The sequence below is a fragment of the Paenibacillus sp. FSL R7-0048 genome (assembly GCF_038004505.1).
GTDB classification, from domain to species: domain Bacteria; phylum Bacillota; class Bacilli; order Paenibacillales; family Paenibacillaceae; genus Paenibacillus_AQ; species Paenibacillus_AQ odorifer.
The window spans coordinates 23,137-45,393 of the sequence record NZ_JBBORF010000001.1 but is presented as its reverse complement, the minus strand read 5'-3'; the positions used below and the strand labels follow the sequence as shown (position 1 = coordinate 45,393).

Below are 22,257 nucleotides of genomic sequence, written 5' to 3'. Positions count from 1 at the left end.
TTGTCGTCCTTAAGACAACAACCGTTTCCTATTGCTTATTCAATTCCAGCGGCTAGCAAAACACCGCTTAAGCGGGCGTATTCTTCAAGACTGAGTGTTTCTCCGCGACGGGTCGGTTCAATACCCGCTTCTGCGAGTAAAGCCTCCAGCTGCTCACGTCCTTGTTCAGGGAAGTAACGAGCCTTCAGATTGTTAGCAATCGTCTTGCGGCGCTGTGTGAAAGAAGCGTGAACCACTTCAAAGAAATGCTTCTCACTCTCCACCTTTACCGGAGGATGCTCTCTAACCTTCAGACGGATAACAGCAGACTCCACATTAGGTTGAGGGATGAATACCGTACGTGGCACGATACAGACGAGCTCAGGCTCGCTGTAGTACTGCACGGCAATGCTAAGACTTCCGTATTCCTTTCCACCTGGAGATGCAGCCATACGCTCCGCAACCTCCTTCTGAATCATTACAACGATGTTATCAAGGGGAAGCTTCTCTTCGAGCAGCTTCATCAGAATCGGAGTAGTCACATAATAAGGCAGGTTAGCAACCACACTGACCTTGTTCACAGTGGTGAAATCTTCCTTGAACATTTCCTGCAAGTTCACATTGAGGACATCATCGTTACGAACCTTAACATGGGGATAGGGGGAAAGTACGTCTTTTAATATTGGAATCAGTCTACGGTCAATCTCTACGGCAGTTACAGCACCCGCTGTTAGTGCCAGACGCTCCGTCAGCGCTCCAATTCCCGGCCCGATCTCCAGCGCCCCAGAATCGCTATCTAGTCCAGCAGCGTCTACAATCTTGTCCAAAATATTTTGATCAATCAAAAAATTCTGTCCCAGGCTTTTCTTGAACTTGAATCCATAACGTTGAATAATCTCTTTGGTCCGTTTTGGAGTCGAAATTTCCTCTCTACCACTCATGAAGTAATGCCTCCCTGATCAATTTGGGCGAGAGCCCCGGCAAATTCCTCCCGCGTAATCCCAAACATCGCCAGCCGCTTGTACAGCTGTTTGCCGTTACAATATCCGATTCCAAGCAAATTACCAAGTGCCATACGTCTTTCAGCAGCCCGAGGGTGTACAAGCATTCCAGCGGCCATAAGATCATCAATACCAATCAAAGCAGGTGCTCCTTCAAAAGAGGTATGTACATTACGCAGCGCATGACGAATCGCCTCTGGCGATGCATTCTCTACACCGATATCCCCTTTTCGAGTTGCGTCCTTCTCTGGAATAAAAGCATGCTTGCAGCCCGGCACCTTCGCTGAAACGATTTTACGAATTCGCTCCCCAGCATGGTCCGGGTCCGTAAGAATAATAACCCCTCTACGTTCCATAGCAAGCGCGATCTTAGCAATTACAGTCCGGTTTACAGCAGAGCCGCCTGTCTCAATGGTATCCGCTTCTACAGCACGCTTAATGGCTACGGTATCGCTTTTGCCTTCAACGACGATTAATTCCTTAATCATATTTCTTGACTCCTTCCAAAAAAAGCAAAAAGAAGAGGATTCGCTCCTCTTCTTTTGGTTAAAGAATGTATAAGTGATGAGCGGTTGCTCTGCGATCAACGAAATGATCATCCAGCGTTCCTTAACGGTTATCATCACTATAGCTTATCAAAGGATTTTTTGCAAAAGCTTCAGTTCTAGTTAAGCTCTGGTTTCACAGGTCCAATCACATAAACGGTACGTGATTTACGGCCGAAATTACGAGCATGGCTCAGGGAATCATAATAGACATCCACTTTATTGCCTTTAATGGCACCGCCAGTATCCTCTGCACGGCGGAATCCAAGCCCATCGATATAAACCCACCAGCCAATAGGAATTACATTCGGATCTACTGCAATTGTACGACCTTCCGTTACGCGTGTTCCGGAGGCAGTTTTAGTACCTATCCCTGGCTCTTCTGACGAATAAGCTGTCATGGAGACGTTCTTAATCATCTTCTTGTACTCAAAGTCTACGCCAGCCTTGCTTGTGACGTTCTTAGTCTTAGCGCTAACTTTAGTCGTTTTGGAGGTAGTGCTTGATTTGGAAGTTGTTGTAGCTTTAGCAACTACAGTAGGCTTAGGAAGTGCTTTAGTACCAACGGCAATGATCTTATCTTTTGTTACCGTTTGTACTTCCTTGCCGATCATGCGCATAGAGGCCAGTTCTCCGTCTTGATAGATCTTTTCAATATGCTGAACCATGACGCCTGGTTTGCCTGCCTGTGCCACTCTAACTGTTCCCACAGTAAGGGAGGGATCTGCTGTCTTAATAACACGGAAAGGTAAGTTAGTTGTTCGCTGTACCGTTTGCTTGTTGATACGAACGATCTTAATCTCCATGTCAGCAGAGATGGTGGTGTCTAACGAAGGAAAAATCTTATCATAGCCTTCTAGGTTGATACCCAGTTTGTCAATCGCTTGACCGATAGTGTCTTCGGTCGTATATAACGTTTTTGTTGCTCCGTCCGCAGTAAGGCTAAATTTCTGCGCACGATTGATAACGACACGGTCACCGTCTTTTATTTCATCACTCAGACCTAAAGATAATTCATCATGCGGCTGCAGCGAAATTTGCTCTTTCTCCAACACATCACCAAGAAGTGCTTCTCGCGTTTCAAGTGTCTGTGTTTGCCCGTCTATTACTAAAACTAATTGTTTATTACTTTGACCGTGTACGTACAGCAGAATTAACAGCGCGATTGCGATTGAAATCACACCTGCAAGTAAAAGTACGCGAGTATTTACTTGCTCCCACCGTAATGCGAAAGACCTGCTGGATGACTGCGAATCATGGGATACCTCTGGTTGGAATAAGCCCATTCTCTCCATCCTCCTTACATAGCCTCGTCGTCAATTTGTATATCATGAGGACTGAATTTCTTTGACGAAACTATTTGAGATTGTCACAGGATACGCACGTATTAACTTAGCGTCTCCTGCTCATGGATCGCCTGCTCGGCACAGCTACTCCTACACCTGTTATATAACAGTATGCGGGCAACATTCAGTTTATTCAAAAATAAAGAAGCCTAAAAAGAGTTCTCTTGAGGACTCTTTCGTGGCTTCTCCGATGTCAGAATACGCGGGAATGTTTGTGCACGAGGTTGCCTCTCTTACTTGCGCTTACGGGGTTAGCTGTCGGGTTCGGACGAAAGAGAGACGCCCTATTTCAGGTCACCCGCTCACGGCGGTTGCCCTTAAATTCACCCCAAAGACCACGTGAAGAAATCAAATATTGTTCTGCGGCAATTCCTAGTCGTATTCAAGATACAGGCATGCGGCAGTTCAATATTGGTTCCCCCGTTCTCCATACGGAGACTCAGCGAGACGATCCATGAATCAATGGCTGTCACAATAACAACAGCTCACATCACTGAAAAGATGATATCCTGTTTTGATGCATGTTGTAAAGGACGATTCAACCACGTTTACGCAAATATATGGTTAAAATATTGTAATAATCAGCCGTTTTTATATTAAAAAAGTTTAATATATCGGCCATTCTCTATTTTTCACCCGTTTTACTCCTGTTTTCAGACAATCCCAAATCGTTCCAGTGCGTTCGCATACGTAATTTTAGCCAATTCTTCCCATGTTAACCCTTTAATTTCAGCCGCAGCCTCTGCTACTAACTTCACATGAGCACTCTCATTTCGCTTGCCTCGGAAGGGGTGTGGAGTCAAATATGGAGCGTCTGTTTCGATCAATAATCTGTCCAATGGCGTCTGTGCAAGCACCTCTTTAGGCACTCTGGCATTTTTGAACGTGATCGGTCCTCCAAATGACAAATGAAATCCTAGATCTAGACACATTTTTGCGGTTTCCCAGCTGCCTGAGAAAGAATGCATTACGCCACCAATTTCATTTGCTTTTTCCTCCCGTAAAATCCGTACGACATCTTCATGGGCATCACGGTCATGTATACAGATTGGCATTTTTAGTTCACGGGCTAGTCCAATTTGTTTGCGGAAGACCTCCTGCTGCACATCCTTGGGAGAGGTATCCCAATAATAATCCAACCCAATCTCTCCGATGGCCACCACTTTCTCATGGCTGCAAAGAGAGGCGATCCAATCGAGGTCCCCCTCTTTCATATCAATCGCATCCTGTGGATGCCAGCCCACCGCTGCATAAATATAATCATAAGATTCAGCCAGCTTCATCGTTGAAGGGATCGTTTCCCGATTAAATCCAATATTGATCATCTTGCTAACTCCGGCCTCTACTGCACGAGCTATAACTTCCTCGCGATCCTCGTCGAATTGAGGCGCATCTAAATGTGTATGTGTGTCGAACAGATACATTTTAAAGCTCACTCCTTGTTGTTTTTATCAATAGTTCCATAAATATTTGTATTATTTTGCAAAAATCTCTGCTACAGAAAAGGGCAACCGTGTAAGGGCTTTTTTCAGCTTATCCTGTGGGAAATATAGGTGATATCTGCCACGATGAATTCCGCTTATTGAGCGCACAATATCCGATACCTCTGAAATTTCCCGCAATTGCTCATTGCGATCAAGCAGTAAAATTTGATTATTGTCGAAGGCTGCTCCTGGACGGAACACATCATAAGGCAAATCTGTCGGATAATCAATCTCTAAGTCATATTCTGGGTTAAGTCCCGCTCCCGCAAAACTGCTGCGGATTTCCGTAATCATATCTGTATCCAAATTCTCGATCTCTACATATTTATACAGTTTACGATGAATAAAACGGGTACACAAGTCGCTTAATAACTCATCTTCTTCAAGTGTCCATTGCATAAAAGCAGTCTGTACCAGTGCCTCATCAAGCATTAAATATTGTTTCACTGTTACTTCTCCTCGAAAGAGATCTTCTAGCGGAGCGATCATAAAGCGAAATTTGTACTCCTCTTGGAACAATTCTTTAGCTCTACGGAAGATTTGACGCAAAATAATTTCAGAGCTGCGCGTCACCGGATGAAAATATACCTGCCAGTACATTTGATAACGCGACATTAAATAATCTTCAATGGCATGCATACCTGATTCTTTTACTACAATCCGCCCATTATAAGGACGAAGCATTCTCAAAATCCGATCAATATCGATGGTTCCATAGTTTACACCTGTATAGTAGGCATCACGCAGCAAATAATCCATACGATCAGCATCCAGCGGACTGGAAACCAAATTGACAACAATTTCATGCTCATATGTCTTAGAGATAACTGAGGCTACTTTACGAGGAAAATCTTCCTCCACATCACGCAATATTTCGGTTATCTCCGTGTCCTCCAAAATAATTCGGCAGGTCCAATCCTCATGGTTCATTTCAAAAGCTTCTTCTATAGAATGTGAAAATGGACCATGCCCTAAATCATGCAGCAAAGCCGCACACAAAGTAAGCAAACTTTCTTCAGGAATCCAATCCTTATACCCGCTGCGCTCAAATTGCGAAATGATTCTGCGTGTAATTTCATATACTCCTAAAGAATGAGAAAAACGACTATGCTCTGCACCATGAAAAGTGAGATATGAGGTACCTAACTGGCGAATCCGGCGTAAACGCTGAAATTCTTTTGTATTAATTAGTCGCCAAATAATCGTATCCTGTACGTGAATATAATTATGAACGGGATCCTTGAAAACTTTTTCTTCCGTGAGCGGCTGCTTCATGAGATCAACTCCTTCTAATAATTTAATATGATTTTAACTAATATCAGTATATAATAAGTAATTATGTCGTACTTTGTCGAAAAGTATCATTTTTGGTCTTGGTAAATCGACAAAATGCTTTCAGGGTAATTCTTAATTTTTATAGGGACATTCAAAGTTCTTATGGAAATTTTCTTATTCAGCCTATGAAAAAAGGTTGACTGATTTGGGAATCGTTGGTATTATAAGTATCATAAAACAGTGAACAATGTCGAATAATGACGTTTTTGGAACATTGAGAGGAGTAACGATTGTTATGATGAAATCAACAGGAATTGTAAGAAAAGTAGACGAACTTGGACGGGTTGTTATTCCTATTGAATTACGCCGTACACTTGGCATTGGCGAAAAGGACGCACTGGAAATTTACGTTGATGGCGAACGGATTATGCTTAAAAAGTATGAGCCTGCCTGCATTTTCTGTGGCAACGCTGAGAACGTAACTTACTTTAAAGGAAAAATAGTTTGTCATGAATGCATATCTTCCATCCCTACCCCTGTGACAAACTAAATTAAATAGTATATAATAGAACTAATCAAATTGTTAATTCTAACCTTTTCATATCTCCTTGACCTCCCGTGACCGCGGGAGGTATTTTTTATGTCTGGGTTTGCCCTCCTGGTTATCCCCTCCCTAAGGGCAATGTGCTTCAAGACGGAACTAGTAATACTTAGTTGTATTTCTTACAGTTATTTTAAATGCTTTTTACCATTAAACGAATTAATTGTATTTTGTACACTTATATTTCCTATATCTCCGTGAAATCAATCCTTTCCACCTTTATAACTGTATGAAGTACAACTAAACGAACAAATACATAAAAAAATTCAAAAATAACTGTACAAAATACATTTAACCCGCAGATAAATCATTCAAGCTCGGGCAGGCCGTTTCCGACAATCCTTAGTTATTCTAAGAATTCGTCTACAACACTTACTCTTCTGCTCTATCAAGCAACGCATTATAAATATCCCGTTTGGCTACACCCCGGTCTGATGCCGCTTTTTTCATAGCCTCTTTCCGTGGTACATCCTGTGCTTCGTAATGAGCTACATGATCTTCAATGCTTAACTGACGCCACCACGCCGATTCTGCGATTTCTGCATCTTCCTTGCTCTCCCCTTCTACGACAATAACATATTCGCCTAGCGGAGGATGTTCAGCCAGCCATAGTGTACATTCCTCAATCGAACCGCGTAGAAACTCCTCATATCTTTTCGTTAATTCACGTGCCAACACAATCTGGCGATTACCGAATGCTTCTTGAAGATGAGCAAGTGTCTTAACTACGCGATGGGGAGATTCGTAGAACAACAAAGTGCCTTGAGCCGAACGAAGTGGACTTAATACTGCTCGGATGTCCTTACGCTCTCGGGGAAGAAAGCCGATAAAGGTGAACGTATTCGTAGATAGACCAGAAGCGATCAAAGCTGACAACGCTGCGTTAGCTCCAGGGATAGGAATCACCGGAATTCCATGACTTATTGCAAGAGCTACAAGATCCGCTCCAGGGTCAGAAATCGCTGGTAAACCGGCATCGCTGACGAGTGCCAAATTTTTTCCTTCTATTATATAGCGTACAAGCTCAGGTCCACTGGCGGCCTTATTATGCTCATGATAACTAAACAACATCGAAGGTGAAATCTCAAAGTGGCTGAGTAATTTTCGGGTCTGTCTCGTATCTTCCGCGGCAATAATATCACATTCCTGCAATGTACGGACTGCACGATAGGTCATATCCTCCAGATTACCGATAGGTGTAGCCACCAGAAAAAGCGACCCTATTGTCTCATGAGTACTGGTATTAGTCTTGTTTTGAAAACTGCTTTGGCATGATATCGTCATGATTTACCCTCTTTAGCACCATAGTAGATGTCCATAATCTCTGGACAGTATTGATTGTCCTCATTATATACGATGAGCGGTGGTTGTAAACGAACCTCAGGCTTTCCATCACGTGCAGCTTCGATTAATACCATATTTGCCTCCAGATGGGCACGTGGATGTACAAACCGAATAATCTTTGGCTCGAGTCTATATTGTCTCATAAGACTGATAATATCAACCAACCGTTGTGGTTTATGAACCATACTTACCTTTCCGCCCGTCCGAACCAATCGCACACAAGCCTGAATGACCTCCTCCAGTGTACAGCCTATCTCATGGCGAGCCATAGCTTGATGGTTGTTCAGCTTCAGATCACTGCCATTAAGCGGCATATAAGGAGGGTTCACCGTTATTGCATCATACACACCATGTCCTGCGGTAGTATATAACTCGCGCAAATCACCTTCATGAATTACAACCTGATCCTGAAGGCCATTTAGAGCCACGCTACGACGAGCCATATCGGCTAAACGAGGTTGTATTTCAATACCTTCTATAGAAGCTTTTGTCCGGGTAGTCATTAAAATCGGTATTACACCATTTCCCGTACAAAGATCTAGAACTCTTCCACGTGGCGGAACACTGGCGAAACGAGCAAGCAATACAGCATCCATAGAAAAGCTAAATACTTCATCACTTTGAATAATGCGCAGATCATGTGTTAGTAAATCATCCACCCGCTCCGTCGGTAACAAGGGGACAGATATATCATTAAAAGAATTCGTCATGTAATAATCTCCTAAAGGTTTTGTTGAGAAAAACTTGCTTCAAAGGCATATGCCTATGGGCTAAAATTCAAAAAAAACCGTAGGATTAATCTCCTACGGCTGGATATCCTCATTTATTAAGAAAAGAAAGACAGAACAGACAGTCACCTTCCGTGCGTAAATGTCCAAAATAAACATTACAGATGTGAAAGCCTTCGTGGTAAAGTCGAGCCAAGTTGTCATAACCTTCCCCGACAACCTCTTCTGTTCCCTCTCCGGTAGCTAAAAGAGCTTCCGCCTCCGCAGAATCTACGGTAGGATCCAAAGGTGCATCCCGCTTTAAAATTTTGCGAAGCTGTTCATTCTCCAGAGTTAACCTCTGGTTAGCTTCCATCAGTTCTTTTACCGTCTGTTTCCATTCTCCAAGATTGGCGCGCATCGTTTCCATCTGCGCTTCCATATCCTGCATGTGTGCAAATATATTTTTCTTCTCCAAGTTTCCACCCCGAAAGTAACCTTATATGGTTTACTTGACGACAACATCATCCATTGGAAGTTCCTTAACTTTGCCCACTTCAAACAACTGTACATGAACCGTACGGTTTCCGGCATTGATTCCTACTACTTTGCCATCCCCCAATGAGGTCACGACAATCTTGCCGACCGCTGGCATTTCTTCCTTTACACTCTCATAATTGTCATGCTCAAATTTCAAACAACACATCAGACGTCCACAAAGTCCGGAAATCTTCGTCGGATTAAGTGAAAGGTTCTGATCCTTGGCCATTTTTATGGATACGGGTTCAAAATCCCCTAACCAAGAGGAGCAGCAAAGCACTCGTCCACAAGGTCCAAGTCCACCTAGCATCTTAGCTTCATCACGTACCCCAATTTGCCGAAGCTCAATGCGGGTCCGAAAAATACTTGCCAGATCCTTAACCAATTCTCTAAAGTCAACGCGTCCTTCGGCCGTAAAGTAAAATATAATCTTATTACGGTCAAAAGTAAACTCTACATCTACGAGCTTCATTTTGAGACCGTGGTCGCGTATTTTATTTAAACAGGTGGTAAAAGCCTCCTTAGCGGCGCTTTTGTTCTCCTCAACAACGCGTGCGTCGGTTTCTCCGGCAATACGCATCACTTTTTTGAGGGGTAGTACAACATCGGACTCCTCCACCTCTTTTTTGCCTACGACAACCTTACCGTATTCCACCCCACGTGCTGTCTCAACAATAACACATTGATCTCGTTCAATCGGAAAATCAAGTGGATCAAAATAATATATTTTACCCGCTTTTTTAAAACGGACACCTACTACGCTGTACAAAAATTAACCCCCTTGTTTGCCGGTAAAAGGAACCTATGGGCATGTCCGCTCCCTGATGATCCATGCTTGTCCTTCCTCGTCTGTTAAAACGATACTTCCAGGTAAAGCGACATCCGGAGGATATATCATTGCTAATCCTTTAACTTTCCAGTCGGATTAAGAACTGCTCCAGACACAACTGGGCATTGGCATTGGAACGCAGCTTCTTAGTACTCTCTGCAGCATATCCCATATAAGCCACCCATTGTTCCGCACTGCGCCCACGGGCATGCCTGGAAATAAAGTCTAACTGATCTATAAAAACGATACTTTCGTGCTTGCGGTACAGGAAGTAGAGCATATCTTTAAACCATAGATGGAACATGCTGAAAAGGATATCCAAATGTTCAGCGAGCCCAGTCTTGAACAGCTTCTGCCCGGCAGTTGCTACCGTGGAGCTGCCCTTGCTTAAGGACTCCTTAGCTAATTGTAACACTAGATTTCTCATTTCTGCAAACCAATTCTGTTCCAAAAGTTCCCTGCAACCATCAAGTCCCGAACTGAGTGATACTGCACATCGAGCTAAGGGGATCGGCACACCCTCACTTGCTAGCGCTTGAAGCATAATATCCGGATTTAACGGACTAAATGGGATCCGCTGAGTCCGTGACTGAATCGTCGGCAATAAAGAACGACTATTATCAGATATTAGGATTCCCACTGCCGGAGCTGGCGGTTCTTCCAGAAACTTCAACAAACTATTGGCAGCTTGTACCGTCATTTTGTCTGCCCCATCTATAATATAAACCTTTGGATTCACACCCTCAGATCGATAGGAAAAGACACGCTGCAGCTCACGGATCTGGTCTATTTTTATGCTTGCACCGTCGGGCTGCAGCAATGACAAATCAGGATGGTTTCCATGCTCAACCTTTCGGCACTCTAGACATTCGCCACAGGCGTCATCCTTGCTTTCCGTGCAAAAAATTGCTTGGGCAAACATCAGCGCCGTCTTCATTTGTCCACTGCCTGCTGGTCCTGTAAATAAATAAGCATGGCTCACAGCATCCTTGCGCAAGGCATTTTGGAGTAGCCGTTTAGCATGCTCCTGGCCTACTATATCATGAAAAGGCATAATTTCCTCCCAAAACTTTAAAAAGAAAGGTTGATTAACAACCCACGAATTTCTCCAACACGTCCCAACAGATCTATTCGGCCCTGCTCACTATTCAGCAGATCGTCTGCCATAGATAGCAAAGCCGCATCAATTTCCTCAAGCAGCTTGTAACGCTTACCCCGCCCACGTCTATCCCATCCACGTGTCTCTTTCAGTATAACGCCTCTACGAGCGGTTTCTTCCAGAAACCTTTTGATCATCATCCGGTAAATGGTGAGTTCACGAATGGTCATAGACTTAGATAAACGGTCGCCTTGTGACTGTATTTCTTTGATCTGGCGGTTTAGTTCATCTTTGGTTTTCTGTTCACCTTGCTGCTGAAAAACGTCAGAGAACGATTTCTGCTGAACAGGCTTATTAGCCCCTTCTGCATTTGGAAGCTCACTCTTTAAGGGCCTATATCCCGGATTGATCTTCAAAGGTTATCTACCGCCCCTTTTTTGTAAATGACTTACTCATTTATATTATACTTAATAATGTTCGAAACGATCTACAGGAAGCACGAATACAGTAGCGCCACCGACCTGTACTTCAACAGGGAGCGGTAAATAGGAATCCGTCGTGCCACTCATCGGAGTTACTGGAGTGACTAGTTGTTCACGCACTTTACAGCTGTTACGGATAACGTTCAATACAGCTTCGATCTGACTGTCTTCTACCCCAATCATAAATGTCGTATTTCCCGCCCGCAGAAATCCACCTGTACTTGCGAGTTTGGTAGCACGGAAATTGGCTTTTACTAGCTCACTGGATAACCGGTTACTGTCTTTATCCTGGATAATTGCAATGATCAACTTCATCTTCGCATTCCCTCCCAAAAAAGTTTTATGGAGTATTACTACTTAATGTGTTCTTAGTAGTAACCTCACTTCATAAGCAAACGCTTAGTTATATGCCACTTCTCTTATTATATTAGACAAAACACCCTAAAAACCCTTTAATACTCTCTCTTCAAGAGTTCTCACGATATCTTGTTCTACCAGATGAATAGGGCGGTTTGCATCAAGAACTACTATTCTCTCCGGATTCGCCTTAATTAATAAATGATAACCTTCACGAACCTTCTGATGAAAGGCAAGACTCTCCATATCCAGACGATTGACTTCGCGATCTTGATTGGCCGCAATCCGTGATAATCCAATCTCAGGGTCTACATCCAGATAAAAGGTTAGATCGGGCATGCGATTTCCAATAGCAAAACGGTTAATACTCCACACCTCTTCCATACCTAATCCTCTTGCATGTCCTTGATAAACGAGACTGCTGTCTACAAAGCGGTCACAGAGGACTGTAAGCCCTTCTCTAAGAGCTGGCTCTACTACTTCAGCGAGATGTTGGCTTCTTGATGCAGCGTACAGCAATGCCTCAGTACGTGCATCCATTGCAGTATGGGCAGGATCCAGAATAATAGAGCGAATTTTTTCGGCGATTTCTATGCCTCCAGGTTCACGTGTAATTCGATAGGGCATGGACCGATTCTGCAAATATGCTGCTACTCTGCCCAGTACCGTTGTTTTTCCGGAGCCTTCGCCCCCTTCTAATGTTATGAAGAAACCTTCTTTGCCCACTTATACTTCTCCGCCCTTCTGAATGTTGTATACCTTAATACGCTGCAAGACCGGATCAGCACAAGCCTGGAACTTCGCGCCTCCATAAGCTAAACCAGTCAGTCTTTGCTGTATCTGATCTGTGATGACTTCACCCGGATATAATAATGGAATGCCTGGTGGATAGGGAATTACCATTTCTGCAGCTACTCTCCCCACGCTGTGTTCAAGATTAATACTTTCTACCTCATTGACTGATACCGGCTTCAAAGAGAAGGGAACAGGTGCTGAGATTTGTAAAACATTCAAATTGTTCCACGTGGAAATATTTTGAGATTCTAAAATGCCAGCGGTGTGCGGTGATTCGGATGTAACCTCCGAATCTATTTCCCGCAGCGCCTGCAATAACCTTGCTGCATCTTCGGCCTTCGAACCGAGGCTGAACAGCAGCACTACGTGCCGGTCGTCACTCATCTCCGGCACACAGCCCTTAGCCTCGAGCCTGCGCTGCAGCTCGAAACCACCTAGGACCCCGGTGGCGTCATAAATGACGACTTTGAAGGGGTCCTGCGTCTCGTACGCCGCCTTATGCAGCGGCGTGCCGTCGTGCAGCGGCTCTGCCGGCTGCACCAATCCATAGCGCGGCAGCTCGGCAAGGCCGCGCCGCAGGACATCCACGGCGGCCAGCCCTGCCGTGAAAGCATCGCTGCCCCGGCTGTGCAGCAGCCGCCGGGCAAGATCAAGCGACGCCATCATAGGATATGATGGGCTGGAGCTCTGCACCATGGCGAGCCGCTGCGAGAGCAGGGCGCGGTCGAGCCGCTGCCCTTGAACATGCAGCATAGCGCCCATGGTCATCGCAGTGAGCATCTTGTGCGTGGACTGCACTACGCCGTCCGCGCCACAAGCAAGCGCCCCGGCAGGCAGTGCCGGGTGCTGCCCGTAATGCGCCCCATGCGCTTCATCGACAAGCAGCGGTATACCGCTGTCGTGGCAAATACGCGCGAGGGGCGCAAGGTCACTGCCCATGCCGTAGTAATTGGGCATGGTGACAAATACAGCGGCGGCTTCCGGATAGGCTGCAAGTGCAGCCTCAACAGCTTCTGCCGCCGGCGCTACTGCCAAGCCGCTGAGTGGATCAATCAGCGGCTCGACGAAAACAGCCCTCACTCCAGCTAACATAAGACCATGAATCACTGATTTATGCACATTTCGTTGAAGAATCAGAATCATTCCTGGCTCGGGGCAAGCCGTTAGAATCAGCGCCAGGTTACCCGCCGTACTTCCGCCAACTAGAAAAAAACTCTCCTCTGCTCCAAAGCAATCCGCAGCCAACTCCTGTGCTTCCTTAATGACTCCCTCAGGATGATGAAGATCATCCGTACCGGTAATCTCCGTAACATCGTACTTCATGACCTCATCTAGAAACCCAGCGCCTTCTACGCCGTCATATGCCGCTCCATTTTTATGTCCCGGCACATGATAAGATATATTACCCACAATTCTATATTGCTCCAGCATTTCGTATACAGGTGCCCTACATCGTTGTAATTTATTCATATTAAATTCCTTCCCATAGGGTTCCTTCTATTTTAACGTAAATATTCAGAAACTCCTATGTTTCCTCATAAAAGCATCTGACTGAACAGCAAAACGGCTCCCCCCGCTTAAACAACGAGGAAGCCGTATATGAATATCTCTAATGCAGCCCTTATATCTTTCATCCAGACTGCTCTCTTATCCGCATCAATTAACAGAGTTACTCTACTTAAGCGTTCTTTTGCAATCCGATTTTCTTCATCTGGCCAATAAAAAAACGGTACTTAGCATCTTCTGCCTCGGTACGGATCATTTCTGCCTCACAATCCTCACAAATAAAATGCGAGACAATCACAATACCTTCTTCTTTTTCCTGCCCACAAATGATACAAGCTTGCCCGGTTTGCTGTTCCATAACCATCCCACCTTGACTCTTTTAAGAACAGTATGATACACCTTCTATCATTTTAAACCTTTTCATAGTTTTTTCATATCCTTCGTTTCGTGTATTATATATATTCCGCTGCCCCTATATCGGTGAATATTCGCCCATAGTTTAATAAAATGCTTTCATTCGCCGATATTAAGAACATATGAATCTGTGAGGAGGTTAGTCTATTTTATATGGAACCCAACACCAAAGGCGCTGCTACATTCTATCAATATAAATTAATCAAAAAAATTAATCTAACGGCACCTCTGCTGCGTGTTTATATTTTGCTCCCTCTTTTGGTCCTTGTGCTCGAGACAGTCTTTCTTTCTTGGTGGAGTATTCTCTACTTAATTATAGCTGCTCCGGTTATGTTCTGGGTTCAATATGTTATTTCACGCTCAGTACTTCTAATCTCTGGGCATCCTATTTCAAAAAGATGGTCCATCTCATTTAAAATCCCGTGGCTTGGCTTCATGCCAGATCAACACATTAGTTACCGCATTTTCCGTAAAGTACAGTTACATAATTTTTATATTGGTCTTTGTATTGCAGCTCTCTTTATTTTTTGGTCTCCACCGGCATTTACAGTATCCCTGATTATTTGCCACTTGTGGCTTTTATTGCCCCGTCTCTATACACTGTTCAAAATAAATCAACGCAACAAGGAAGGCATGCTGAAGTTTAATCCATCCGATGCCTCCTATTACTCTCAATAGAGTACAGTTAACCTGTGTTCGCATATAAATAAATAATCGCCATCCATAAAGGACGGCGATTATTTATTTTGTCTTAAGACCTTTAATTAAGGCCTTCTTTTCTTTAGGAATCATAACTATAAAATAATCATCATGCACTGTTAAATGAACCGTTACTCCATCCTTCTGAAAAACACCAGATGAATCGGTATTCTCCTCTTCCTGTTCAACCCATCCCCAGGCCTTAATAGTATCCATATACTCCTCTGGGATGCCGTTCTTCTCCTTTAATCCAGGTAAAGAATAACGCACATAATCCATAGCAACGTTTGTCGTAGTCTGGTCTGGTGAGTACGCCTCTTGGGGCACAGGGAAATTTTTCTCGTTTAGCGCACCCTCAAAAGCATCCCAGCTGGGCGCTTTCGTACCGCAGCCTGCCAGTATTAAAGCTACTATACACGAAAAAATTAATATCTTAATAATTCTTGTTTGTTTCATGCCTTAAATCCTCCTTACCTCCACAATGCATCTAAAGACACAAGAAAATTCAAAGTTAGAATTTATGAGTAGTTCCTTCGTATTAGAGATGTTGCTTATTATTTGCACTTATCTATTATACTTGTATCGACCTCAGCGTCGGTAACAAAAATGTCACTCAATTACAGCCCCTTCAGATGTTGTACTCCCCTTCAAATAACACTCTTGTCCAAAAAAAACAAAAAAGCCACTGCTGATAAATCAACAATGGCTTAATGTGCTTGGCAACGTCCTACTCTCCCAGGACCCTTCGGTCCAAGTACCATCGGCGCTGGAGGGCTTAACGGTCGTGTTCGGGATGGGTACGCGTGGAACCCCTCCGCTATCGCCACCAAACATGCGTCTGTCAAACAGACGCTGCCGCGTGAAATTCGGTTCATCACAGAAGTGACAATGAATTTCTAAGCGTGTTACAGGCTTGATGCCTGAAAACTGAATCCGAAACGAATTTGCATTCTAAGTATAGGATAAGCCCTCGACCGATTAGTATTGGTCAGCTCCATGCATTGCTGCACTTCCACCTCCAACCTATCTACCTCGTCGTCTTCAAGGGGTCTTACTAATTGGGAAATCTCATCTTGAGGGGGGCTTCACGCTTAGATGCTTTCAGCGCTTATCCCGTCCGTACGTAGCTACCCAGCCATGCTCCTGGCGGAACAACTGGTGCACCAGCGGTACGTCCATCCCGGTCCTCTCGTACTAAGGACAGCTCCTCTCAAATTTCCTGCGCCCACGACAGATAGGGACCGAACTGTCTCACGACGTTCTGAACCCAGCTCGCGTACCGCTTTAATGGGCGAACAGCCCAACCCTTGGGACCTACTTCAGCCCCAGGATGCGATGAGCCGACATCGAGGTGCCAAACCTCCCCGTCGATGTGGACTCTTGGGGGAGATAAGCCTGTTATCCCCAGGGTAGCTTTTATCCGTTGAGCGATGGCCCTTCCATGCGGTACCACCGGATCACTAAGTCCGACTTTCGTCCCTGCTCGACTTGTAGGTCTCGCAGTCAAGCTCCCTTATGCCTTTGCACTCTGCGAATGATTTCCAACCATTCTGAGGGAACCTTGGAACGCCTCCGTTACTCTTTAGGAGGCGACCGCCCCAGTCAAACTGCCCGCCTGACACGGTCCCCGTACCCGGTAAGGGTACTAGGTTAGAACCTAGATACGATCAGGGTGGTATCCCAACGGCGCCTCCACCGAAGCTTGCGCTCCGATTTCTACGGCTCCCACCTATCCTGTACAGATCGTACCCAAATTCAATATCAAGCTGCAGTAAAGCTCCATGGGGTCTTTCCGTCTTGTCGCGGGTAACCTGCATCTTCACAGGTATTAAAATTTCACCGGATCTCTCGTTGAGACAGCGCCCAAGTCGTTACGCCATTCGTGCGGGTCAGAATTTACCTGACAAGGAATTTCGCTACCTTAGGACCGTTATAGTTACGGCCGCCGTTTACTGGGGCTTCGGTTCATAGCTTCGGGTTACCCCTAACCACTCCCCTTAACCTTCCAGCACCGGGCAGGCGTCAGCCCGTATACTTCGCCTTGCGGCTTCGCACAGACCTGTGTTTTTGCTAAACAGTCGCTTGGGCCTTTTCACTGCGGCCCCCTCGTGCTATTCACACTACCGGGGCACCCCTTCTCCCGAAGTTACGGGGTCATTTTGCCGAGTTCCTTAACGAGAGTTCTTCCGCGCGCCTTAGAATTCTCTTCTCGCCTACCTGTGTCGGTTTGCGGTACGGGCACCTTCTCCTGGCTAGAGGCTTTTCTTGGCAGTGTGAGATCATGACCTTCGCTACTATAATTTTCGCTCCCCATCACAGCCCAGCCTTAACGATGTGCGGATTTGCCTACACATCAGCCTCACTGCTTAGACGGACATCCATCAGTCCGCGTCACTACCCTCCTGCGTCACCCCATCGCTCATAGCGGATTACGGTGGTACAGTAATTTCAAACTGTTGTCCTTCGACTACGCCTTTCGGCCTCGCCTTAGGTCCCGACTTACCCTGAGCGGACGAGCCTTCCTCAGGAAACCTTGGGCTTTCGGCGGATCAGATTCTCACTGATCTTTTCGTTACTCATACCGGCATTCTCACTTGTGTAGTGTCCAGCGCTCTTTTCAGTACACCTTCAACCCCTACACAACGCTCCCCTACCCCAGATACATACGTATCTAGCCATAGCTTCGGTGGTGTGTTTAGCCCCGTTACATTTTCGGCGCAGAGTCACTCGACCAGTGAGCTATTACGCACTCTTTCAATGGTGGCTGCTTCTAAGCCAACATCCTGGTTGTCTGTGCAACTCCACATCCTTTCCCACTTAACACACACTTGGGGACCTTAGCTGATGGTCTGGGCTGTTTCCCTTTTGACAATGGATCTTAGCACTCACTGTCTGACTCCCGGCAATAAGTATATGGCATTCGGAGTTTGACTGAGCTTGGTAATCCTTGCGGACCCCGCACCCAATCAGTGCTCTACCTCCACTACTCTTATACCGAGGCTAGCCCTAAAGCTATTTCGGGGAGAACCAGCTATCTCCGAGTTCGATTGGAATTTCTCCGCTACCCCCACCTCATCCCCGCACTTTTCAACGTACGTGGGTTCGGGCCTCCAGTGCGTGTTACCGCACCTTCACCCTGGACAGGGGTAGATCACACGGTTTCGGGTCTACGTCCACATACTAAGTCGCCCTATTCAGACTCGCTTTCGCTGCGGCTCCACCTTCTCGGCTTAACCTTGCATGTTAAACGTAACTCGCCGGTTCATTCTACAAAAGGCACGCCATCACCCATTAATAGGGCTCTGACTTTTTGTAAGCACACGGTTTCAGGTTCTATTTCACTCCCCTTCCGGGGTGCTTTTCACCTTTCCCTCACGGTACTGTTTCACTATCGGTCGCCAGGTAGTATTTAGCCTTAGCAGATGGTCCTGCTGGATTCATACGGGGTTTCACGTGCCCCGCACTACTCGGGATCCGTCTCGGAGAGAACACAGTTTAGGTTACAGGGCTTTTACCTCTATCGCGGGCCTTTCCAGACCTCTTCACCTACCATATTCCTTTGTAACTCCATGTGAGACGTCCCACAACCCCTAAGAGCAAGCTCTTAGGTTTAGGCTGTTCCGCGTTCGCTCGCCGCTACTGACGGAATCACTATTGTTTTCTCTTCCTCAGGGTACTTAGATGTTTCAGTTCCCCTGGTCTGCCTCTACACACCCTATGTATTCAGGTATGAGTAACTGCGAATTACCACAGCTGGGTTTCCCCATTCGGACACCCCCGGATCAAAGCTTGCTTACAGCTCCCCGAGGCAGTTTCGTTGTTCGCCACGTCCTTCGTCGGCTCCTGGCGCCTAGGCATCCTCCGTGTGCTCTTATTAGCTTAACCTTGATTTTTCCGAAGAAAAATCTCACTAATAACATTTACTTGTTTACACAAGTTGCTAAAAGATGTTCTAAAACGCAAATTCGTTTCGGTATCCAGTTTTCAAGGATCAAGTCTTACTTGAGAGCTTAAACTCTCAAAACTGAGCAACGAGTGAGTAACAGGCCTAAACCTGAGTTTTGGAAGCTGAGCTTCCGATTTGAATGTCCTCATTGCAGAGAACGATTCTCCATAGAAAGGAGGTGATCCAGCCGCACCTTCCGATACGGCTACCTTGTTACGACTTCACCCCAATCATCTACCCCACCTTCGGCGGCTGGCTCCCTTGCGGGTTACCCCACCGACTTCGGGTGTTGTAAACTCTCGTGGTGTGACGGGCGGTGTGTACAAGACCCGGGAACGTATTCACCGCGGCATGCTGATCCGCGATTACTAGCAATTCCGACTTCATGCAGGCGAGTTGCAGCCTGCAATCCGAACTGAGACCGGCTTTGATGGGATTGGCTCCACCTCGCGGCTTCGCTTCCCGTTGTACCGGCCATTGTAGTACGTGTGTAGCCCAGGTCATAAGGGGCATGATGATTTGACGTCATCCCCACCTTCCTCCGGTTTGTCACCGGCAGTCACTCTAGAGTGCCCAGCATTACCTGCTGGCAACTAAAGTTAAGGGTTGCGCTCGTTGCGGGACTTAACCCAACATCTCACGACACGAGCTGACGACAACCATGCACCACCTGTCTCCTCTGTCCCGAAGGCCGCTGCTATCTCTAGCAGATTCAGAGGGATGTCAAGACCTGGTAAGGTTCTTCGCGTTGCTTCGAATTAAACCACATACTCCACTGCTTGTGCGGGTCCCCGTCAATTCCTTTGAGTTTCAGTCTTGCGACCGTACTCCCCAGGCGGAGTGCTTACTGTGTTAACTTCGGCACCAAGGGTATCGAAACCCCTAACACCTAGCACTCATCGTTTACGGCGTGGACTACCAGGGTATCTAATCCTGTTTGCTCCCCACGCTTTCGCGCCTCAGCGTCAGTTACAGCCCAGAAAGTCGCCTTCGCCACTGGTGTTCCTCCACATATCTACGCATTTCACCGCTACACGTGGAATTCCACTTTCCTCTTCTGTACTCAAGCCACCCAGTTTCCAGTGCGACCTCAGGTTGAGCCCAAGGTTTAAACACCAGACTTAAATAGCCGCCTGCGCGCGCTTTACGCCCAATAATTCCGGACAACGCTTGCCCCCTACGTATTACCGCGGCTGCTGGCACGTAGTTAGCCGGGGCTTTCTTCTCAGGTACCGTCACTCCGGTAGCAGTTACTCTACCGGACGTTCTTCCCTGGCAACAGAGCTTTACGATCCGAAAACCTTCATCACTCACGCGGCGTTGCTCCGTCAGGCTTTCGCCCATTGCGGAAGATTCCCTACTGCTGCCTCCCGTAGGAGTCTGGGCCGTGTCTCAGTCCCAGTGTGGCCGTTCACCCTCTCAGGTCGGCTACGCATCGTCGCCTTGGTGGGCCGTTACCCCACCAACTAGCTAATGCGCCGCAGGCCCATCCCTCAGTGACAGATTGCTCCGTCTTTCATTCTTCTCTCAGGAGAAAAAAGAAATTATCCGGTATTAGCTACCGTTTCCGGTAGTTATCCCAGTCTGAAGGGCAGGTTGCCTACGTGTTACTCACCCGTCCGCCGCTAAGTTATTTTGAAAGCAAGCTTTCAAAATAACTCCGCTCGACTTGCATGTATTAGGCACGCCGCCAGCGTTCGTCCTGAGCCAGGATCAAACTCTCCAATTAGTATTGAAAAGAGCGATATGCTCATTTTGAAACATCTGACGAGAAAATTAATTCTCTAATTTTGGATTTCACTTACGTGATTTCCTACTCACTCGTTGTTCAGTTTTCAAAGATCAAGTTCTCGTTGGCGCCGTTTAATGTCTCAGCAGCAACTCTTATACTATATCATGTTCGGCTATTTAATGTCAAGCTCTTTTTTTTAACTTCTTTTTCGAGCTCGGCATGTGTACTTCTTGGCCGGACTTAGAATATATCATGTATGGAGATGCATTGCAAGAGTTTTTTTATATATAATCAAATGCATAAAACATCATCTATGTATTATCGTATTATAATAACTACCTCCCCTTATCATCTAATTATCTAGAAAGTAAAAAAACAACTGCAGAAGATAACAGTTGTTTTTTAGAAGAAGCTTAGACGATTCTAGATTAATTCCGCTTCCTTCGCTCCAGTAATTACGGCAATGATATTGCTTCGAAGTGCCTCCGCATTGTGCGCTTCATATGGATCCACTTTGAAAACAACAGCATCTGCAATAAAACCTTCTGCAATTTGTCCCAGCTCGTTACCGCTCCCCAGAATATCTGCAGCACTTTTAGTCGCAGCCTGCCACGCTTCTCTCCGAGTTAAGCCATAATCAATCAATGTATCCAGTTCTTGAAGGTTATAGCCATGTAGTGCAGGTGTGGCATAATCTGTACCGAATCCAATACGAACGCCTTCTCTTTTTGCATAATGAATGGCCTTGGAATGACATTCGGCAGCGCGGGCAGCTCGGTCGCAAATGATCGGGTTCAACGCTAGAACGCCTTTTGGGTCTGCAGCAATACGATAAATTGATGTAGTGGGTACAAACGCTACCCGCGAGTTAGCAAGTCTTCCTGCCTGATCCTCAGTTAGAAACATCCCATGCTCTATTGATTCCACGCCGGCCTGGATGGACCAGTCTATCGTCACTCCGCCCCAGGTATGAACCAGTACCTTCTTATCTTGGGCATGTGCATTACGAACAATGAACGAGAACTCTTCTTCGGAAAAGATCGGGTCAACGACTTTCTCGGTAGGTGCTCCAAGCCCGCCTGTGGCCATGATTTTTATCCAACCCGCTCCTGTAGCAAAGATTTCCGCCATGCGTTGTTCTAAATGCTTGAGACCACGGGCATCTGCTGCTCCAATCATATCGCTACTGGTCTGCACTCTTAATGGATGCTGATATTGCTGAACAAGATGCTGCACTGTGCTCGGCAGAATCCCACCTGCATCACGGGCAGTCGTTACACCCGTTCTAAGAGTAGCTTCAAAAGCTTGTGCCTGCATAATTTCGATCTCGTTGGCATCGCGCTTCAATTGATCAGAGTGGTCAAAATCTGTCCAAGCTAAATGCGTATGAAGATCAATAATACCCGGACTTAGCCACAGATCTGTTCCTGCAAGATTTGACTCTACTTGATGCGGATCCGCTTCAGTAATGGATGAAAAACGCCCATCCTTTATCACGACATCAAAACGTCTGCCTTCGATACCTGCTATAAAAATGTCATTGAACGTTTGCAGCTCTGGATGCTTATGAATCATC

General features: G+C 45.9%; 19 protein-coding genes, 3 rRNA genes and 1 riboswitch. Of the genes, 2 read left to right on the top strand and 20 right to left on the bottom strand.

Annotated features, from left to right (window positions below):
- Positions 1–35 precede the first annotated feature (35 nt).
- The 5 genes from rsmA to NSQ91_RS00180 form a co-directional block, all read right to left on the bottom strand.
- Positions 36–920 carry a 16S rRNA (adenine(1518)-N(6)/adenine(1519)-N(6))-dimethyltransferase RsmA gene (rsmA, locus tag NSQ91_RS00200; protein WP_036678815.1) on the bottom strand — a complete coding sequence of 295 codons (885 nt, stop codon included), beginning with the start codon at positions 918–920 and terminating at the stop codon, positions 36–38.
- Positions 917–1,468, bottom strand: a complete 552-nt coding sequence (rnmV, locus tag NSQ91_RS00195) for a ribonuclease M5 (RefSeq protein WP_036678817.1) — start codon at positions 1,466–1,468, stop codon at positions 917–919. Before rnmV ends, rsmA begins: the two co-directional genes overlap by 4 nt.
- Before the next feature lie 176 nt (positions 1,469–1,644).
- Positions 1,645–2,811, bottom strand: coding sequence for a 3D domain-containing protein (locus tag NSQ91_RS00190; RefSeq protein ID WP_076105834.1), 1,167 nt, complete (start codon positions 2,809–2,811; stop codon positions 1,645–1,647).
- Positions 2,812–3,096: 285 nt separating this feature from the next.
- Positions 3,097–3,326: riboswitch (cyclic di-AMP (ydaO/yuaA leader) on the bottom strand.
- A 198-nt stretch (positions 3,327–3,524) separates the two neighbouring features.
- A complete protein-coding gene (locus NSQ91_RS00185; protein WP_036678823.1) occupies positions 3,525–4,295 on the bottom strand; it encodes a TatD family hydrolase in 771 nt (256 codons plus the stop codon).
- Positions 4,296–4,346: 51 nt separating this feature from the next.
- Positions 4,347–5,630, bottom strand: coding sequence for an HD domain-containing protein (locus tag NSQ91_RS00180; protein WP_076130066.1), 1,284 nt, complete (start codon positions 5,628–5,630; stop codon positions 4,347–4,349).
- A gap of 295 nt (positions 5,631–5,925) precedes the next feature.
- Here NSQ91_RS00180 and NSQ91_RS00175 point away from each other — a divergent pair, with 295 nt between their 5' ends.
- Positions 5,926–6,180 carry an AbrB/MazE/SpoVT family DNA-binding domain-containing protein gene (locus NSQ91_RS00175; RefSeq protein ID WP_036678829.1) on the top strand — a complete coding sequence of 85 codons (255 nt, stop codon included), beginning with the start codon at positions 5,926–5,928 and terminating at the stop codon, positions 6,178–6,180.
- 423 nt (positions 6,181–6,603) lie between these two features.
- Here NSQ91_RS00175 and rsmI read toward each other — a convergent pair whose 3' ends face one another.
- The 10 genes from rsmI to NSQ91_RS00125 form a co-directional block, all read right to left on the bottom strand.
- Positions 6,604–7,515 carry a 16S rRNA (cytidine(1402)-2'-O)-methyltransferase gene (gene rsmI / locus NSQ91_RS00170; RefSeq protein WP_076305376.1) on the bottom strand — a complete coding sequence of 304 codons (912 nt, stop codon included), beginning with the start codon at positions 7,513–7,515 and terminating at the stop codon, positions 6,604–6,606.
- Positions 7,512–8,285 carry a tRNA1(Val) (adenine(37)-N6)-methyltransferase gene (locus NSQ91_RS00165; protein WP_036678833.1) on the bottom strand — a complete coding sequence of 258 codons (774 nt, stop codon included), beginning with the start codon at positions 8,283–8,285 and terminating at the stop codon, positions 7,512–7,514. The genes rsmI and NSQ91_RS00165 overlap by 4 nt, the downstream gene beginning before the upstream one ends.
- A gap of 109 nt (positions 8,286–8,394) precedes the next feature.
- Positions 8,395–8,760, bottom strand: coding sequence for a DNA replication initiation control protein YabA (yabA, locus tag NSQ91_RS00160; RefSeq protein WP_036678835.1), 366 nt, complete (start codon positions 8,758–8,760; stop codon positions 8,395–8,397).
- A 30-nt stretch (positions 8,761–8,790) separates the two neighbouring features.
- Entirely contained in the window at positions 8,791–9,591 is an 801-nt protein-coding gene (locus NSQ91_RS00155) for a PSP1 domain-containing protein (protein ID WP_036678838.1), read from the bottom strand.
- Positions 9,592–9,730: 139 nt separating this feature from the next.
- Positions 9,731–10,705 (bottom strand): DNA polymerase III subunit delta', encoded by a 975-nt coding sequence (gene holB, locus NSQ91_RS00150; RefSeq protein ID WP_076099912.1) that lies wholly within the window; start codon positions 10,703–10,705, stop codon positions 9,731–9,733.
- A gap of 17 nt (positions 10,706–10,722) precedes the next feature.
- The gene (locus NSQ91_RS00145; RefSeq protein ID WP_036678842.1) at positions 10,723–11,166 is read right to left on the bottom strand and encodes a YaaR family protein; all 444 of its coding nucleotides are present in this window, start codon (positions 11,164–11,166) and stop codon (positions 10,723–10,725) included.
- Positions 11,167–11,217: 51 nt separating this feature from the next.
- On the bottom strand, positions 11,218–11,547 hold the full coding sequence (locus NSQ91_RS00140) for a cyclic-di-AMP receptor (RefSeq protein WP_036678844.1): 330 nt from the start codon (positions 11,545–11,547) through the stop codon (positions 11,218–11,220).
- Positions 11,548–11,673: 126 nt separating this feature from the next.
- Positions 11,674–12,315, bottom strand: coding sequence for a dTMP kinase (gene tmk, locus NSQ91_RS00135; protein ID WP_036678846.1), 642 nt, complete (start codon positions 12,313–12,315; stop codon positions 11,674–11,676).
- A complete protein-coding gene (locus tag NSQ91_RS00130) occupies positions 12,316–13,854 on the bottom strand; it encodes an aminotransferase class I/II-fold pyridoxal phosphate-dependent enzyme (protein ID WP_340916061.1) in 1,539 nt (512 codons plus the stop codon). It abuts the gene before it with no gap.
- A 208-nt stretch (positions 13,855–14,062) separates the two neighbouring features.
- Complete coding sequence (locus NSQ91_RS00125; protein ID WP_036678851.1) at positions 14,063–14,248, bottom strand: sigma factor G inhibitor Gin; 186 nt, start codon at positions 14,246–14,248, stop codon at positions 14,063–14,065.
- A gap of 209 nt (positions 14,249–14,457) precedes the next feature.
- On the opposite strand from NSQ91_RS00125, the gene NSQ91_RS00120 reads away from it, so the two are divergent.
- Positions 14,458–14,982: a hypothetical protein gene (locus NSQ91_RS00120; protein WP_076194944.1), complete on the top strand. Its 525-nt coding sequence runs from the start codon at positions 14,458–14,460 to the stop codon at positions 14,980–14,982.
- Positions 14,983–15,045: 63 nt separating this feature from the next.
- Here NSQ91_RS00120 and NSQ91_RS00115 read toward each other — a convergent pair whose 3' ends face one another.
- The 5 genes from NSQ91_RS00115 to NSQ91_RS00095 form a co-directional block, all read right to left on the bottom strand.
- Positions 15,046–15,459 carry a hypothetical protein gene (locus tag NSQ91_RS00115; protein WP_036678856.1) on the bottom strand — a complete coding sequence of 138 codons (414 nt, stop codon included), beginning with the start codon at positions 15,457–15,459 and terminating at the stop codon, positions 15,046–15,048.
- Between the two features lie 258 nt (positions 15,460–15,717).
- Positions 15,718–15,834 (bottom strand): 5S ribosomal RNA (gene rrf / locus NSQ91_RS00110).
- Between the two features lie 127 nt (positions 15,835–15,961).
- Positions 15,962–18,888 (bottom strand): 23S ribosomal RNA (locus NSQ91_RS00105).
- A 232-nt stretch (positions 18,889–19,120) separates the two neighbouring features.
- Positions 19,121–20,678, bottom strand: a 16S ribosomal RNA gene (locus tag NSQ91_RS00100).
- Together the 16S, 23S and 5S rRNA genes form the textbook arrangement of a ribosomal RNA operon.
- Before the next feature lie 426 nt (positions 20,679–21,104).
- Positions 21,105–22,256, bottom strand: coding sequence for an amidohydrolase family protein (locus tag NSQ91_RS00095; RefSeq protein ID WP_340916058.1), 1,152 nt, complete (start codon positions 22,254–22,256; stop codon positions 21,105–21,107).
- Position 22,257 lies beyond the last annotated feature (1 nt).